This window comes from Pseudoalteromonas luteoviolacea (assembly GCF_018100925.1).
In the GTDB taxonomy this organism is placed as follows: Bacteria; Pseudomonadota; Gammaproteobacteria; order Enterobacterales; family Alteromonadaceae; genus Pseudoalteromonas; species Pseudoalteromonas obscura.
Map to the genome: position 1 here is coordinate 33,257 of NZ_JAGJEH010000005.1, position 15,635 is coordinate 48,891.

Here is a 15,635-nt window from a genome sequence, read left to right on the forward strand (position 1 = left end):
TTACATTTCTTTGCTAAGGTGATCCAGAAAGTAATTTTCGACTTTGATGATTGCGGCAAAAATAGCTTTGGCTGTATCAGTGGTATAATTTTCATTCAAATAAATGTTGAATGATCGATCTCTGGCAGACTGAGCATTTGGGGTATGATGAAACTGGGTTAAATACGGTTTTGCCCATGGCCATTGTGAGATCACAAACCTGTAATGTGGATTTAGCTCGACACCTTCGCCAAGCAGCGCATCGCAAAACTGCGCTTTACTGACGCCGAGATCTTCTAAATAAACAGTCAAGAAAAAGGGGGAAGTTCCCTCGATAAATGAAGGAACAGTGCAGAATTTTGACTGTTGCATCATATCAGTCAAGGCTTTGCAGAAGTTAGCGCGATCACGAATAGTGTCGTCTAGTCGCTGCAAAGAAGCGATGCCGATGGCACAGGACAATTCATTGGTGTTCCAATTGAGTGCCGGAAACAAATAGCCTTCAGCATTGCGCTCTTGATATTCTGGATTCTCAAAGTCTTTACCACGATCGCCGTAAGATAGGCATTTGTAGTGCAGTTTTTGATCCAATGTAAATACCAACCCACCGCTGCCACCCGAAGCCAAGCTCTTACGGTACATGGTGGAAAGTGCACAAATATCACCAAAAGTACCTAATTTTTTGCCGTTGACCTCTGCACCTGGTGATTGTGAGCAGTCTTCGATGAGCTTAATGCCTCTTGCTTTGGCATTTTTGGCGATGGTTTCGATGTCAGCGTTAATGCCCGCACAATGCACGAGTAAAATAGCACTGGTTTCTGGTGTAAGCACCTTTTCAATTTGTGTCCAGTTGGTGTTTAAACTGTCCGTTGCTGTGTCGGCCAAGGATACTTTAAACCCTTGCAAAACAGCGGCATTGAATGAGCCTGGGTCAGTGATAGGGGACATCACAATATGACTGTTTTTTGGCAGTTCTAGGGCGGCAATCGCGACATATAAGGCCGCCGTTCCCGTCGCCACGGCAGTCGTATAGCCACCTCCCATATACTGGTTAAATTTTTCACAATATTCGTGTTCAAATTTACCAAAGTAACCTGGATCAACACTTTCACCAGAATAAAATTCAACAGCGTTATTAAGCGCGGTAATTTCATTTTGGCCAAATGCGACACGTTTTGGCATTGCAGATTGTATGGCTGGCTCTCCACCAAATATTGCAAGTTTACTCATTACTTTCCATTTCTTTAAATTGTGAAATTAACTGATTGTATAGCGAATTTATGGCCGCTTCTGATTGATAATGCCTTAGTGATTCAACGTCGTCTTCTTTGCTATATGGTCCGTGAAACACCTCGTGAAATACGACCCACTCACTAAGTGCAATAGGCAAATGCCATGTTCCGCCTTCGAGGCGAAATAAAAACTGCGCATTTGGTGCCAGCACATTAAGCTGTGTCACTTGTCCGCTTTGGTCAAACACACTCATGCCAATTTTCCCTTCAACAATATGAATGGACTCAGATTTGTAGTTTGGGTGGCGGTGCGGTGCAAATCGACTGTCTCTGTGCATGACTAAAAGCATCTCTTGCACGCCAGCCTGATTGTCATGGTGCAGGCAAAATCGCGCACATTTTTGAGGGTGAGCCTGAGCTACCTCTTTGAGATGTGCAATACCAGCTTGGTCAAAAGCAATGGTATTTTGGTCATTGAAAAACACGTTAGTCATGTGCAAAATCTTTTTCAAAAGCATTGAAAGCAGCGGTTATATTCTCGTAATTCTCCTCACCCCAAAAAACACGTTGATTGTCATGTTGTCTAAATTCAGGCTGCTGTTCGAAAAAGAATCCGCCTTTCTCCACTGTGACTTTACTGGTCGAGAAATGCTCTTCATTAAACGTTCTAAATACAATAGATGGACAAGGCTTAATAAAGTAAAACATGTATGCCGGGCCAGTGGGGATCGAAAAGTTGAGAAATGCTCGCTGATACAGTGCGACTCTAACCGTTAGGTCCATTGATGCAAGTGGGAACTGCTCTATATGTGATAGTGACTCAGCGATTGGTGTCGTCGCTTGGTATGTATCTCTAATAATAATTGGATAGTATTTGTCAGTATCGAGCTCAGCCAAAAATTTTGACCAACCATCGGCTGAGCTATTACGTTGCTCATGCATGTTGTATTCGCGCATGGTGATCGTAATAATTTGTTTGTCAGCACAATGGTGTTGAATGTAGTTGTCGACCAATCTTTTTGCTGTCGCAGGCGCTTCTAAATGGGCTACATCAACCCCTTTTCGCGTTTGCGCGATGATTTCTGGATAGCCCATCTGTGGCTGAGTGTGTTGCAAAGAAAAGTTACTCGGAAATACGTGTGCGGATTCACCGAGTATCCCGCTTAATTCTTCCCTCGCGTTTAAATAGCTGATCCCGGTTGTTGACTTAATACATTGAAAGAGTGGGTTCAGGATGTGGTTTACTCGCCAATTTACGTCGTCTTCAGCGTGAACCGCATGCAACCGAATACTCTGTTGAAAGTTTCGTTTTGGTACAACTATAAAATGAATATGCTTTTTACCTAGCTCAATGCGCTTGGCCTCAGCTAATACGGCAAAGTTCGTTGCATCAAATGTTGCGATGGAACTGCCTAAATCATAGATGGCATATAGGATATCTTCTTTTTGACAAGGGGAGATAAGAAAGTCGCAGGCACTTTCTATTTGGTTGTTCACCATATGGAAAAAGAAAATCTGCTCAATGTGAAAGCCAATTGACAGCAGGGATGCAACAATGTCATCAACAAAAATAGAACAAATAATGACATTGCGGTCTCTATGTTGTGTAAGCTGCTCCAGTGAAAGCACGGGCTGTTCTTCGAAAGCACCACTGCCGTCGGTTGTAGCAATAATATTATCGCCATCTAAGTTATTATTAAGGAGGTCAGTGACTCCGTTGATGCCATATAAAATGACATTATTCAAATGGGTATTCATAAACAAACGCGTTTCTTATATTCTTGAAAAACAGAGTCAAATTTTTGATTTTGTTCTTCGGGTATGCTTTTTCTACTCAGTGGTGAATTAATATCGACTTCATTGCAAGCTTGGTTGTTATCCAAATACTGTACAAAGTTTGCCAAAAGATCACACTCCATGTCATAGGCGCGAGCGCATAGATCATCATAGCTGTCGCTTGCTATCACAGGGACTTCCAATCTTTTAAGTACACGTCCGGCATCAATATGTCGGTTAATTACATGCAAGCTGATACCAACAGGCGCCTGATTCACAATAGACCACTTAAATGCATCAACACCTCTATTTTCAGGAAGAAGGCCTGGGTGGGCATTGATAATGGTATTGCCGTCAATAAAATGTTGAGGAATAATCTTGGCGATCACGGTAATAAAGTAATCGGGTTTTTGTGCGACGCTGTTTACCACTGAAGCGCCTGCTTCATCCCATCCAGGGACTTCAATGTAGTTCACACCAGCTTTTTGACAGAACGATTCGATATCTAGTGGAATAATTTGATATGGGCGTTCTTCAAAGGCGCGTGCCTGGTGCGGCCTATGTTGAAACGGAAATGCAAAAAGTGAAACTTTATAAGATTTTGCCAAAAATTTTTGGATCATTTGATAGGTCTTCAAATGCCCTGTTTGGTAAGTAAAAATGCCAACATGCATTAGTTAATCCACCATTTTTATATTTATTTGTTGGGATTGTTGTTCCCTTTCATGCCGACAATTTTCACGCCAGTTGTTTAGCTTATGGATATCGTTATAGAAAGTATATTCAGTAGAGCGCCTGATCAAGACCTCTCCTACGACTTCTTCGGTGTAATCTGAAGAAGACCAGCGCTCGCATGATTTACAGAATGGGACTTTATCCCATTGACCCGTTTCATGGTAATGTCTGATTTCGTTAAGTTTATCACCATTCCAAACACCGGATACACCCTCTTCCAGTACATTGCCGACGACCTGATCTTTGAAACCATCAAGGCAGCAAAGTGACACATCGCCATCGGTATGAATTGGCATCGTCGAGTAAATTTCTGGACAGGGCTTACGTTGACTATGATCTACTGACACATTAGGAAAAGTACCTTCTTCAAAGATCTCACCAATGCGGACAAAATCAACAATGTTGACCCAATAATCAACAAATTCATCAACCTGATGTAGGTTACAATCTTGCTTGGTCAAAGAAACCCCGATCCGTGGTAATGAATGTTCGCCTCGTAGCTCTAGCAAAGTAAATAAATTGTTTTTGATTTTATCTAGGTTTTTAATGCCACGAACTTGTTCTAAGACATCCGGTGTCGTGGCATCAACACTCACAGTAATACTATCTACACCAATCTCAATGAGGGCTTTTGACATTTTCTTATTCATCAACAAGCCATTTGTGTTCATGGATATATTCATATTTCTCATTTTCATACTTTTGAGATGAATGAGTATATCTTTGCTCATCAATGGCTCGCTCCAAAGCGTAGGGCCAACAGCAGGAGCTGCTGGCATCGCTTCATCGAGAATTTTCTTGGCGTTTGCCAATGTCATACTCTTTTTCAGCATCCCCTTTAATTCTGGTGCATCTGGTTGTCCGTGAACAATGCACATTGGACACTTCAAATTACAATCAGTATACAGATCCATCAATAACCTAGGCGGTAAATGGGGCACCGGAATTTTTTTCTCACTCATAGAATTACCTTTGCGTGACTTTAATCAAAGCTCTGACGATTTTTTTATTGTCGAGATCGTCAATTGCCTCATTGATTTCGTCTAGCGTGTATTCCTTGCTGATCAGAGGCTCTAGGTTTAACCTTCCTTCAAAGTACATATCGGCAAAAAGCGGAATATCTTTATCAGGTTGAGCGCCCCCCCCCCAACTTCCTCGGATCGACTTTCCGCGGTGGAATGCATGAGGCTCTAACTGTATTTTTAAGTCGTCACTTGGATGAGATGCAAATATACATTGACCACCGCCATCGCGAACGCTTTCAAAAGCTTGCTCAATCGTTTGTGTCGTACCGCCAGCTTCCAAGCTGTAGTCTACACCTTGTTGTTCAGTGAGGCGGTATATTTCGGTGACAGGATCAACTTCTAAAGAATTGATACAATGTGTCGCACCAAGCTGCTTTGCGAGCGCTAGTTTATCTGGGTTAACATCAATGGCAATTAGCTTGGTAGGCTGACTCAATTTAGCCGCTAGTAGCGCACTTAGACCTATTCCACCTAGGCCGAAAACAGCAATGGTCTTATTTGGAAGAGGTTTTAATTCATTAAATACCAATCCTAGACCTGTTGGCAGAGCACACCCTAGTAATACTGCGAGCTTTTCGGGAAAACCCTCAGGTAGTTTTACCAAGCGATTCTCTGCGACAATTGATTGTTCCGTCAGTGTGGTGGCACTGCCAGAGTTAATTAGGTAATCTTCATGTGGGTATTTCCCCCCGGGTGCATCGAGTCCTTGGCCTTTGATCCAACCAATAATGACTTTGTCACCGACAGCTACCTTTGTGACGCCTTCACCCACCTCGGTGACGTAACCTACGCCTTCATGACCAAGTAAGTGAGGTAAGTATTTGTCCTCGCCTCTGCCGCCCTTTACTTCCATTAATTGGGAGTGGCACAACCCACTGTAAAGGATCTCGACGCGTACTTGTCCGGCTGTGAGTGCGGGTACTTTAATATTTGAAATCAATTTTAAAGGTTTGCCGGTTTCAAAAAGCACGGCGGCTTTCATATGTTTTTTCATAGATTTTTATCTAAAATTTTAATCTTTTCAGGTATATGTGCAAAGTAGCGTATGCTTTTTTCAAGCTGACTCTGTTTTTTTTGACTGAGCACGTCATTATTTATGTCCAAGCAAGAATTGTTCCATGAAAATCGTCTTCGCTGTTCAATCACAGGAATAAACTCATTGAGCATGATCAAACACCACTTCATCAATGTTAGCTCGTAAATTGTGACAAATTCTTGCCTTCGTTGGCTTATTTCAGAAAATACAGCACTTTGCAAAAAGCGCGTGATATTTTCCAAAGGGACAGGTATTGCAGGCTGAGCAAAAAAATCGCTTAACAGTTTCCAAACAGTGTCACGGCCAGCATACTCAAAGTCGATAAAATATATATCAGAGGGTGTCTCAATTGCATTGTGAAATCCAAAATCCGAAGGTGAAAGGATCGTTTTCTGCAATGGCTCATGCCAGCTAGGCTCAACAGTCTCAGCGATTTGCTGAGTACGAGATGCTATGGCTTGAAGCAACGACTGTAAGCGATGATTGTTATTTAAGCTCAGTTGAGCAAACCTCTCAAGCCGTTTGTCTATAATGTCAACAAACCCATATAAGGTCGCTGGGCTCTCGCTGGCCATTGGCAGAGTAGCATCAAATATTGCCGGAGCATTTATTGCTTCGATAAAGGCTAGGGCGGCGTCAATGTGACTGGTCGTTAAATTGGCAATTGCCTGCCCGTCAATAAATGAAAATAACGATACTTTCAATTCCTCACTGTACGCAATGGGTTTACCAATATTGGGTATTTCCGCTTTACTTAAGTGGTTAGCAAAGGCGTACTCATTACGTAATTTAGACAGTGAGCGGCTATTATGTGGCTCAAAACACTTTAGAAAAAATTGCTCCGTTCCTGAACTGACACGAAAACCCTGATTGTTTGCGCCCCCATCAATAGGAGTGAGCAAAACCTGTTCATTGTTGACTACTTCCTGTAGCCACTTGAGGATACTGGGCTCAATCATACAATGAGTGCTGGAATTTGTGTCCATGCTTGGGCTTGCAAATGAGATGATTGGCTCACTTTATCGGGTGAGAATAGGATGCCTTGACACGCAGTGGGAAAATGTTTGTGTAGCAATATACTTTCTAAGTCATCAATAAAGAAGTCACATGCTAGCGAATCAATCAACATAACCTTTTTATCTTTGGTTTCATTAAAAAAAACATGTTCAGGATCAAAAGGGGCATTGGGACAATTTACAAAACCATGTGCTTCAAGCCACCCTCTGGCTGCGTCGTGAAAATTGACTTTATCACCAATTATGGGGTACTTGGTTTTGTGTGATATTAATTTTAGCTGATGTCCTTGCGCCTTTAACGCTTTTAGATGCGTTAGGCTCTCTGGGTAAGGCTTGGCATTTGAAATTTCTTTCCCATAAACAATACCTTGTAGCTCAGTCCATTTTTTTTCATTGTCTTGTGAAATGAAATACTGTTTCACGTCCTGTTTTGACTTGCCAGTCTGTTTTGGGATCCACCCTAGATCGAGCGCAACTTGGTAAAATACGCCGGTATAATTTGCTATTGTATTGTCGAAATCAACGCCAATGATCATAAAACGCCTCGCTCGGTCAGGCTTTTTGAAATAGCGTCGAGCGTTAACCCCGCTTTTTCTCTTGCATCGTCAGGGCTATGCACTTGGTCAATGAAATGATCAGGGATCCCGAATCGGTGCACCGCTATTTGGTGATTCTGGTCATTAAAATATTCAAGTACTGCACTGCCCATACCACCATTTACATTGTGCTCCTCAAGCGTGATCACATGTTTGAAGCGGCTCATACAGCCATTCAAATACTCTTTATCGAGCGGTTTTACAGTATGTAAGCTGACCAGCTCTGGTGAGAGTCCACACTCAGCCAATTTGCCATAAAGTGCTTGCGCTAATGGCATAATCGTACCTGTTGCTATGATAGCGATTTGCTCACCTTGATGCATGACATGTGCTTTACCAAATTTCAAATCTGGGCGACTTGGGTGAACCTGTGGCTCGTTCTTTTTACCTATCCTAAAATAGCAGGGTTTATTGAGTGCAATTAGCTGAGGCATTAATATTTCAAGTTCGTCCGCGTCAGCAGGGCAGACAATATTCATATTTGGAAGCGAACGCATTAAGGCAATATCTTCAAACGAATGATGGGTTGGACCCAAATTAGCGTATGACAAACCAGAGCCGGTGCCAACGATAATGACAGGCTGGTTTTGATAAGCGATATCAATTTTTATTTGTTCAAAGTTTCTGGCAGTGGTAAAGGGGGTAATTGTGTAAATAAAAGGCTTGTGTCCCATCATGGCACTGCCAGCAGCCATAGAAGCCATGTTAGCTTCGGCAATACCCGCATTTATAGTTCTATCGGCGGCAAATTCTTTTAATGGATTGAACAGACGGTTACCAATATCAGCGTAATACAATAAGAGTCGGCTGTCTTGTTTTGCAAGTTCCGTTAATACTTTGGCGAATGCATTTCTCATCAGACTGATAACTCCTGCTTTGCTTTCTCTACTTCTTCTGCTTTGGGGATCCGATAGTGCCAGTTATTGTCATTTTCCATAAATGAAATGCCTTTGCCTTTCACCGTATCGGCGATAATACAGGTCGGTTTATCGTGCTTGCCTGCATCTGCAAGGGCGCTGATCAGCGTCGCTATATCATGGCCATCAACTCGAATAGTGTGCCACCCAAAAGCCGACCATTTGTCTTCTAGTGGCTCTAAGTGCATGATCTCACAACTTTCACCCGTACCTTGAAGTTTGTTAAAGTCGACAATGGCAACCAAGTTGCTTAATTTTTTGCCCCCAGCAAACATCGCGGCTTCCCAGATTGTTCCTTCGTTTAGTTCACCGTCACCAAGTAGAGTGAAAAAGCGATTTTCTTTACCACTTAGACGGGTGCTCAGAGCCATACCGGCAGCCAGAGAAAGTGCGTGGCCCAATGAACCTGATACGGTTTCGACACCGGCTGGAGCGTGAATGCCTGGGTGTTCTTCAAATTGACTATTGGTTTGACCGTGCTGATATAGAGACTCTATAGAAAAATAGCCTCGATAGGCGAGAGCGGTGTACAAGGCACTGGCTGCATGGCCTTTACCGAGTAAAAAATAATCTCTTTCAGGCATTGTCGGTGCCTTTGGATCTATATTCATGATCTCCCAATATAGAGCTACCAAGATATCAACACACGATAGGCAGCTCCCAAGGTGGGGCGTTTTTGTCTTGCTAGAAACATCACACAGCGTATATCTAATTTGTGATGCGATTTCGGTGTACTTCATTATATTATTACCTTCGCGCGTAACTTACCTTGCTCTTCAAGTTGGCGTTGTAGGTTGTCATCCAATACCAAGACAACTTGCTCTTCTATGTGGATATCAGTAGTTACACTCACCACTGGGATGCCCCAGAGCTTGTCATCTTGGTTGGTGGTAAGAATACGCGTTACATTTTTATTTAACAGCGCTGACGACTTGCACAGCGTATCTAAGTCTTGAGTATTGCCAATCACGCATATGCTTTCAGATTGTAAAGCGGCTATCTGTGTAATCTTGTCTTTCATCGGATCTGACAAATACGATTCCAGATTTTTCAATTTATGCGCTGCAATAGTCTCTGCGGTGATGCTAGGAAAAGCAATCATCATGCCTCTGAGAACATAGCCAGCAAGCTTGTCACACTGCACAGCATCAACATATTTTGAGATGGTTGGCAGCTTATCTTCAATGTATTTTTTTGCCTGTTCACTGCTCATTTTCTTAAGGCGCGACGGGTAGATATCAATCAGAATATCGAGTGTTGCTCTAAAGAAAGCTAATACTTCTCTAAGCTGCTCATCACAAAATGAGTTTAAAAACTTATTAATAACGAAGTTGGGCGTATTTGGCATATTGACGTGCATTAAATCTTTAACGTCATGGTTAAAGCCCTCATAATCTCTGAGCTCATCCATAACGATTTCAAAAGATGGGAAATAATGCATGTGCTCGACAGAATTACTTTCGATCATTGAGTCGATAGCAAGCCTTAGCTTAGCTTTATCAATATTGCTATTTAATAGCCAGTTAGTGGCTGCCGTTTTATCTAAATCTAAAATTTCATTAATGCCAGTAGACAAGTTGGCATTCATCAACCAACCGTACCTCTGTGGAGATACTGTGAGAATAACCTGACAAGATGCATTTAGCGTTTTCAATTGCGTTAAGCATGAAGTTAGGTCACTGAGTACTTCTTCATACGGACTTTTAATGACTTCATATAAATCGGTTGGTAAACCACCACCATGGCATAGCGTAAGGCCCGAAGTTTTTAGCTTTTGATAGGTAGCATTGCCCAAAGTGAGCACAATAAAGTCAGCCTTTTCAATACGCTGCTTCATTTGCTGATTTGACTTTTTTAGAAACGCACAAAAAGATTCAAGGCTCTGACCGGGTTCTGATACATACCGTGTCGCCACAGATTTGAACTTGCCATCTTCCAGTGGGACGACATAATCTTCTAAATCTTTTGCTGAAGAAGAAAGCTGCTCAAAATATTGTTTAATCGAATTTGGCGAGTAGTGAAAGCTCTCTTCTTCAGAAAAATAAGTGTCAAACCCTAGCCGCCACAGCCCTCTACTCACTGAGGATGCAAAACAACTACCAAACGTGACAAAGCTTTTGTCTAAGTTGTCAATGAGGTTGTAATGAGGCAACGCTAAGTTAAGGCGCTCATGACTTGGGATATTTCCAAGGAGTAAGTTTTGCATGGTCATTCTCCTGCTAGGTATTTGTTGAGTGCGTATTTAAGGTATAAACCAGTAAAAGTCGCCAGTGTAGCCGTTGTCTAGGAAAAACTGTTTCCAGTCATCAACATGCATGATAGTTTTGGCGGTTAAAGCCCACTCAAGCATGCGCTCTTTTTCTTCATCATTGCGATAGGCATCTACTGTGATGAAGGATTTTCCACGGCTCACACGTTCAATTTCCTTTAATGCAAGCGCACATTCTTGTTCGTCTAAGTTGTGGATAGTGTTGATTGACATCACAACGTCAAAACTGTTGTCGTCAAACGGAAGGTTTTTTGCATTTCCTTGAGTCAGGATATCCTTCACTTCTTCTTTGGCATTTTCGAGTGCATACTCAGAAATGTCTATACCATGTAGTTTTATCCCAGGGATAAGTTGCTGTAAGTCATACAACATAAAGCCTTTGGCACAGCCAACATCCAGTAAACTGGTTTGCTCACTTAAGCCAAAGTGTGCTTTTAAGTCAGGTACAACCGGTTGCCAAAAGCGAGAAAAGTAACTAAAACCACCATAACCATATGTGCGGTCGCCATCAAAAAAGTCTTTACCGTATTGCCTAGCAATTTCCCTGTCAGCTTCGGTGATCACATTCGCTCTGCCCTTAGTGTCTCGTTTTGACTTTGGGTAGTTTTTCAATAGGTCTATTTCTTGTCCTAGCATAGAGTTCTCACGGTTTATGAATATATGAATCTGGTAGTTGTTTTAAATCGCCAAGGTGTTTTTGAACCCACGCAATTGTGCGCTCAAGTCCATTTTCTAACGATACTTGATCTTGCCAATTTAACTCGCCACGTAGCTTTTGTGCATCAAGCAAGTATGCTGCATCTTTTCCGAGGCGGTCTTCAGTGACTTCGCAAACTTGCTCAAACGGCACCTGCAGCATGTCACAAAGAAGCTCAACCAGTGCTCTAATTGAGATAGTTCGCTCGGTAGATATGTGATAGATATCACCAAGTTGACCGTGTTGCGCAATGGCTTGGGTTGCACGAGAGACATCGTCAATATGTATGAAGGAGCGAGTCGAGTGTCCCCCACCATGGAGCGGAAGCACTTTACCTAACAAGGCAAATAAAATGGTGCGTGGAATGATGCGATAGAGCTGCTGACCTTCACCGTAGACGTTTGCTGCACGAGTATAAAGTACAGGAAACTGATGCACGTCAAAAAAGGTGTGTAAGCTCATATCAGCAGCAGCCCTTGAAACGGCATATGGGGTACTTGGATTGTAATTTCTATGTTCTGGTACTAGCCCTTCACAGCTGCCATATACTTCAGGAGTTGAGATATGAATGTATCTGTCTAAGTGGTCAATATGTCTTAGTTGGTTGTGAAATTGGATAGTAGAAACACAATTGGTCATGAACCAATGTTCAGGGTAATCCCAACTCTGTCCAACCATGCTTTGCGCAGCAAAGTTATATACGTGTTTGATCTTATGCTTTTTGACCAGTGCAATAATGTCATCTAGGTGATGGTTTAAATCAAGTTGATGAAAGTCGAGTGCGTCGCGGTTTTTTTGCCAGCTATAAGGTAATAAGGCATTATGTGGTTCTTCGGAGCGACTAGCCGCTATAACCTGATGCTCTTGAGAGAGCATATGAGCACAAAAAGAAGCGCCGGAGAAGGAGTTGCTTCCCAGTACTAATATAGGCGAGTTAGACATTTTTTAATTCCTGATAAAGCGCTTTCATCAATATATGGCCAATAATAACTTGTGTATCTTCAGATATTTGCATGTCTTGAACATCAAAATGAAATACTTGATCTAACATGGGTTTAGCTTTACCCCCTTTAAACCCAAGAATACCAACCGTAGTCATCCCAATTGCCTGAGCTTGTGAGATCGCATTAATGATGTTCTGAGAGTTGCCACTTCCAGATAAAACCAACAATAGGTCATTTGAATTCGCTTTGACTTTAAGTTGGTGACTGAATATGTTCTCGTAACCAATATCGTTACCAAGACATGTGAGCACCGAGCTATTGGCTGCAAGCGCTTCTACTTTAATGGCATTGCCTTGAGGGTTGATGCCAAAAGTGAAGTCGTTGGCAAGGTGAATAGCATTGGCTGCTGAGCCCCCATTGCCACAAATAAATAAGGTGCCGTTTTGCCTTTTCATTTCCAGTAGACTATCAACAAGTCGCGCTATTTGCTTTGTATCGAGTTGCTGTAACACGCAGCTAAGTGTATCGGTGTACGCTTGCGCTATGGATTCTGCAGGGTGTTGGACTGGCAGCTCAGAAACTGCACCTTGTTTATTGCTCATAGTACTTCTCGTTGCATCCACTTTAGGTTGTAAAAACGATCTTGATCTTCCAACTCTCCATTTTCAAAAGCAGTGATCAATTCGCCGATGGCGGTGTTTACATCCTTTTTAGGTTTAAAACCGGTTGCCAATAGTTTGTCAGAGTTGATTCTGTAGCACCTAGGGTCATTAGAAGGTGTGACTTCTATTTCGCAATTCACTTTGCTTTGCACCATTTTGGCAATATCCATGATCGAGATATTTTCAAAACCAGCATTAAATATGCCAGAAGTTTTTTCTGGGTGCTCAAGCATGTAGATATACAGGTCGGTAATATCATCGATGTGAATATTAGGGCGAACTTGCGCACCACCAAACACTGTGATCTTCTTGTTTTTAAGCGCTTGCATTGTCAACATATTGACAGAGACATCAAGACGCATACGCGCTGAGAGGCCACATACGGTTGCAGGCCTAACAATTTGCACTGCCATATCATCTGCATAGCTCAGTAGCACGCGTTCAGCAACCATTTTGGTTTTGTTGTATTCTGAGATCGGTTCAAGAGATAGATCTTCAGTTACTTGCTCCTCATCCTTAACACCGTATACGCTGCCTGAAGAGGCATATATAAACTGTTTTATGCCAGACTTTTTAGCTTTATCAGCGAGTTGCATCGTAGCCAATGCGCTGACTTCCCAAGTTAACTTAGGGTTTAAGTCGCCGCATGGGTCATTGGCGATAGACGCCAAATGAATAATGCTATCGATACCAGTTAAATCAATTGAATGAGTGTCTCTTACATCACCTTTTACTACAGTAAGATTAGGGTGTGTAGGTAGGAAATTGCCAAACCACTGTGTGTCTAAAGCGACGACACGATAGCCTTTATTTAAAAGCTTAGGTACTAAAACGGTGCCTTTGTAGCCTGTTGCACCAGTTACTAAAATCGTTTTCTCGTTCATGTTTTCTCTGCTCGGAATTACTGTATTACTCTGCGATTGCATAGAGCACGATCTCATTACAAAAATCGCCGTGTGCATGTAAGTAAAATTGATATTCGCTGTGGAGTTCTTCAATTAACTCAGCTATTTGCCATAAGTGTTCTGGGTGGTGATACACTGAGATTGCAAGGTTCGGCTTAAAATCGGTAATAATCTCAGATGCACCTTTCAAGGCTTCAATTTCTGCGCCTTCCACATCCATTTTTATATAGTTGGGTGCGAGCCCATAACAAACATCATCTATTTTTGCGACCTGCAAGCTATTGCTTTGTGTATTCGCATCTTCAGTTATCTTGCTTTGGTCTCCGCATGAGCTAAAGCTCAGGGTTGTATTTTTAGACCACACTCCGGCTTGTTGTGTAAAAACGCGAGGAAATACGCCGCTCTTCCCTCGGAGTCTAGTCATTAATTTGTGATAGTTTTTTGGGTCGGGCTCAAAACAAACGATACTGTCGAACTCGATATCATATTGCTGCGTAATGTTTGTGGCGAGCTGCAGCGTATCCCCGTTAAAGGCACCACAATCAACCATTTTAAATGGCGCTTGAACTAGGCCTTTTGACATCAGTTCTTTTGGAAAATACTGGGTTTCCCAATCATTTTCCAAATACGTATCATGATTTGGGTTTTGTCTAAACTTTCTGATCCGCTCTAAACACTGCTTGCTTTGGGCATTGGCCAGTTTATTGTGAAGTTTATCTAATTGGTCAACAAACTGAATTTCACTTTGCTGTAGCGCTTGCTTATGTGAATCGTCAAAAAAGGCATCAAATATATATTTAAACCCTGTCATCACTTCATTTAAGTTATAACAGTTTTTAAAGCCTTTGAGTTCAAGTTGCTTTTTGACCACTTGGCTTAGACACGAAAGTGACACTAGAACAGGCGTTTCACTCGGCTCTACGGCATCAGGTTTATAAATTGGGACGCCTTTGTAGCTATCTTCAGTTGAGTATAAGTCAATGAAAAATAATACATTGTCACCCTGTTTAGACATGGCGTCGAAAATGGCCTTACCATTGCCACCCGCACCATAAATAATATATTCCATTGTTTCCCCTAAACAGTTTTTTGACTTACGTGTTTATTTATATCGGTAAGTTCAGGCTTTTCCTTTAATTGTTTTTTTAGCTCGAGATAGGAAAAATCAAGGCTATCGCCAAACTGAGCATAAATTGCTTTAATTGCGGTATAGTCATCTGGTTCATCAAGCGTGAGACGCCAGTGGTCCAAAGACTCTCCTTCGGCAAATGAGTACGTTGATATCGAGCAAAACTTTGCCATACCAAGTGTCACATGCTCTCTATCGGGCGCGCTGGTGGCCAGAAGATGGGTCTTTTTCAGTAATTGGTATGAAAACGCGGTGCAATCCAACCCTCTAGGGTACCCGCTGTGCGGTCCAAGGTTGACAATATCATATTGAGATTGACGGTGTTTCTCTATGACTTGCCTCGTCAATTGAGGATCAATGAGAGGGCAATCACTTGTCAGTCTCACTATGGTCGTATCGTCAGTTGCGCCGAATTGAGTGGCCGCTTCGTAATAACGCGATAACACGTCTTCGGTGCTGCCTTGATAATATTTTATTTTATTCTGTTTACAGAGTTCGACAATGGGGGCTTCCGTACCGTCATTCGTGGTCGCAATTACGATGTGATCTTTAAACTCATTGAGCCTTTGCAGCATAACCTGTAAGACGGTTGAATTACACAATGGTAAGAGTACTTTTCCCGCTAAACGGGTTGACGTCATTCGCGCTTGAATGATGATTTGAACGTTTTCCATCGAAGTCGTTGTTATCATTATAATTGCGTTCAATATAGCAAAT

At 42.2% G+C, this 15,635-nt stretch carries 17 protein-coding genes; all 17 read right to left on the reverse strand.

The genetic code is table 11. The features are described 5' to 3' along the window. Genes J8M00_RS11610 through J8M00_RS11690 form a run of 17 tightly spaced genes read right to left on the reverse strand, consistent with a single transcriptional unit; the run spans nucleotide 1 to nucleotide 15,610 of the window. The gene (locus tag J8M00_RS11610; protein WP_211010407.1) at nucleotides 1-1,209 is read right to left on the reverse strand and encodes a DegT/DnrJ/EryC1/StrS family aminotransferase; all 1,209 of its coding nucleotides are present in this window, start codon (nucleotides 1,207-1,209) and stop codon (nucleotides 1-3) included. Further along, complete coding sequence (locus J8M00_RS11615) at nucleotides 1,202-1,705, reverse strand: WbuC family cupin fold metalloprotein (RefSeq protein ID WP_211010408.1); 504 nt, start codon at nucleotides 1,703-1,705, stop codon at nucleotides 1,202-1,204. The genes J8M00_RS11610 and J8M00_RS11615 overlap by 8 nt, the downstream gene beginning before the upstream one ends. Beyond that, a complete protein-coding gene (locus J8M00_RS11620; RefSeq protein ID WP_211010409.1) occupies nucleotides 1,698-2,969 on the reverse strand; it encodes a hypothetical protein in 1,272 nt (423 codons plus the stop codon). The genes J8M00_RS11615 and J8M00_RS11620 overlap by 8 nt, the downstream gene beginning before the upstream one ends. Next, nucleotides 2,966-3,610 (reverse strand): formyltransferase family protein, encoded by a 645-nt coding sequence (locus J8M00_RS11625; protein WP_247687344.1) that lies wholly within the window; start codon nucleotides 3,608-3,610, stop codon nucleotides 2,966-2,968. The genes J8M00_RS11620 and J8M00_RS11625 overlap by 4 nt, the downstream gene beginning before the upstream one ends. Before the next feature lie 54 nt (nucleotides 3,611-3,664). Beyond that, the gene (locus tag J8M00_RS11630; protein WP_247687345.1) at nucleotides 3,665-4,684 is read right to left on the reverse strand and encodes a radical SAM/SPASM domain-containing protein; all 1,020 of its coding nucleotides are present in this window, start codon (nucleotides 4,682-4,684) and stop codon (nucleotides 3,665-3,667) included. Nucleotides 4,685-4,688: 4 nt separating this feature from the next. Further along, nucleotides 4,689-5,741: a zinc-binding dehydrogenase gene (locus J8M00_RS11635; RefSeq protein WP_247687346.1), complete on the reverse strand. Its 1,053-nt coding sequence runs from the start codon at nucleotides 5,739-5,741 to the stop codon at nucleotides 4,689-4,691. Next, entirely contained in the window at nucleotides 5,738-6,742 is a 1,005-nt protein-coding gene (locus J8M00_RS11640) for an aminoglycoside phosphotransferase family protein (RefSeq protein WP_211010411.1), read from the reverse strand. Before J8M00_RS11640 ends, J8M00_RS11635 begins: the two co-directional genes overlap by 4 nt. Then, nucleotides 6,739-7,335, reverse strand: a complete 597-nt coding sequence (locus J8M00_RS11645) for an HAD family hydrolase (RefSeq protein WP_211010412.1) — start codon at nucleotides 7,333-7,335, stop codon at nucleotides 6,739-6,741. Before J8M00_RS11645 ends, J8M00_RS11640 begins: the two co-directional genes overlap by 4 nt. After that, nucleotides 7,332-8,252, reverse strand: a complete 921-nt coding sequence (locus J8M00_RS11650; protein ID WP_211010413.1) for a transketolase family protein — start codon at nucleotides 8,250-8,252, stop codon at nucleotides 7,332-7,334. The genes J8M00_RS11645 and J8M00_RS11650 overlap by 4 nt, the downstream gene beginning before the upstream one ends. After that, complete coding sequence (locus tag J8M00_RS11655; protein ID WP_211010414.1) at nucleotides 8,252-9,052, reverse strand: transketolase; 801 nt, start codon at nucleotides 9,050-9,052, stop codon at nucleotides 8,252-8,254. The genes J8M00_RS11650 and J8M00_RS11655 overlap by 1 nt, the downstream gene beginning before the upstream one ends. Further along, nucleotides 9,052-10,518, reverse strand: a complete 1,467-nt coding sequence (locus J8M00_RS11660) for a GSCFA domain-containing protein (RefSeq protein ID WP_211010415.1) — start codon at nucleotides 10,516-10,518, stop codon at nucleotides 9,052-9,054. Before J8M00_RS11660 ends, J8M00_RS11655 begins: the two co-directional genes overlap by 1 nt. A gap of 36 nt (nucleotides 10,519-10,554) precedes the next feature. Next, complete coding sequence (locus J8M00_RS11665) at nucleotides 10,555-11,217, reverse strand: class I SAM-dependent methyltransferase (protein WP_211010416.1); 663 nt, start codon at nucleotides 11,215-11,217, stop codon at nucleotides 10,555-10,557. A gap of 7 nt (nucleotides 11,218-11,224) precedes the next feature. Further along, nucleotides 11,225-12,220 (reverse strand): GDP-mannose 4,6-dehydratase, encoded by a 996-nt coding sequence (locus J8M00_RS11670; protein WP_211010417.1) that lies wholly within the window; start codon nucleotides 12,218-12,220, stop codon nucleotides 11,225-11,227. Then, a complete protein-coding gene (locus tag J8M00_RS11675; RefSeq protein WP_211010418.1) occupies nucleotides 12,213-12,824 on the reverse strand; it encodes an SIS domain-containing protein in 612 nt (203 codons plus the stop codon). Before J8M00_RS11675 ends, J8M00_RS11670 begins: the two co-directional genes overlap by 8 nt. Continuing rightward, complete coding sequence (locus tag J8M00_RS11680) at nucleotides 12,821-13,768, reverse strand: NAD-dependent epimerase/dehydratase family protein (RefSeq protein ID WP_211010419.1); 948 nt, start codon at nucleotides 13,766-13,768, stop codon at nucleotides 12,821-12,823. Before J8M00_RS11680 ends, J8M00_RS11675 begins: the two co-directional genes overlap by 4 nt. A 25-nt stretch (nucleotides 13,769-13,793) precedes the next feature. Beyond that, nucleotides 13,794-14,858: an FkbM family methyltransferase gene (locus J8M00_RS11685; RefSeq protein ID WP_211010420.1), complete on the reverse strand. Its 1,065-nt coding sequence runs from the start codon at nucleotides 14,856-14,858 to the stop codon at nucleotides 13,794-13,796. Nucleotides 14,859-14,866: 8 nt separating this feature from the next. Then, on the reverse strand, nucleotides 14,867-15,610 hold the full coding sequence (locus tag J8M00_RS11690; protein ID WP_247687347.1) for a cytidylyltransferase domain-containing protein: 744 nt from the start codon (nucleotides 15,608-15,610) through the stop codon (nucleotides 14,867-14,869). Nucleotides 15,611-15,635 lie beyond the last annotated feature (25 nt).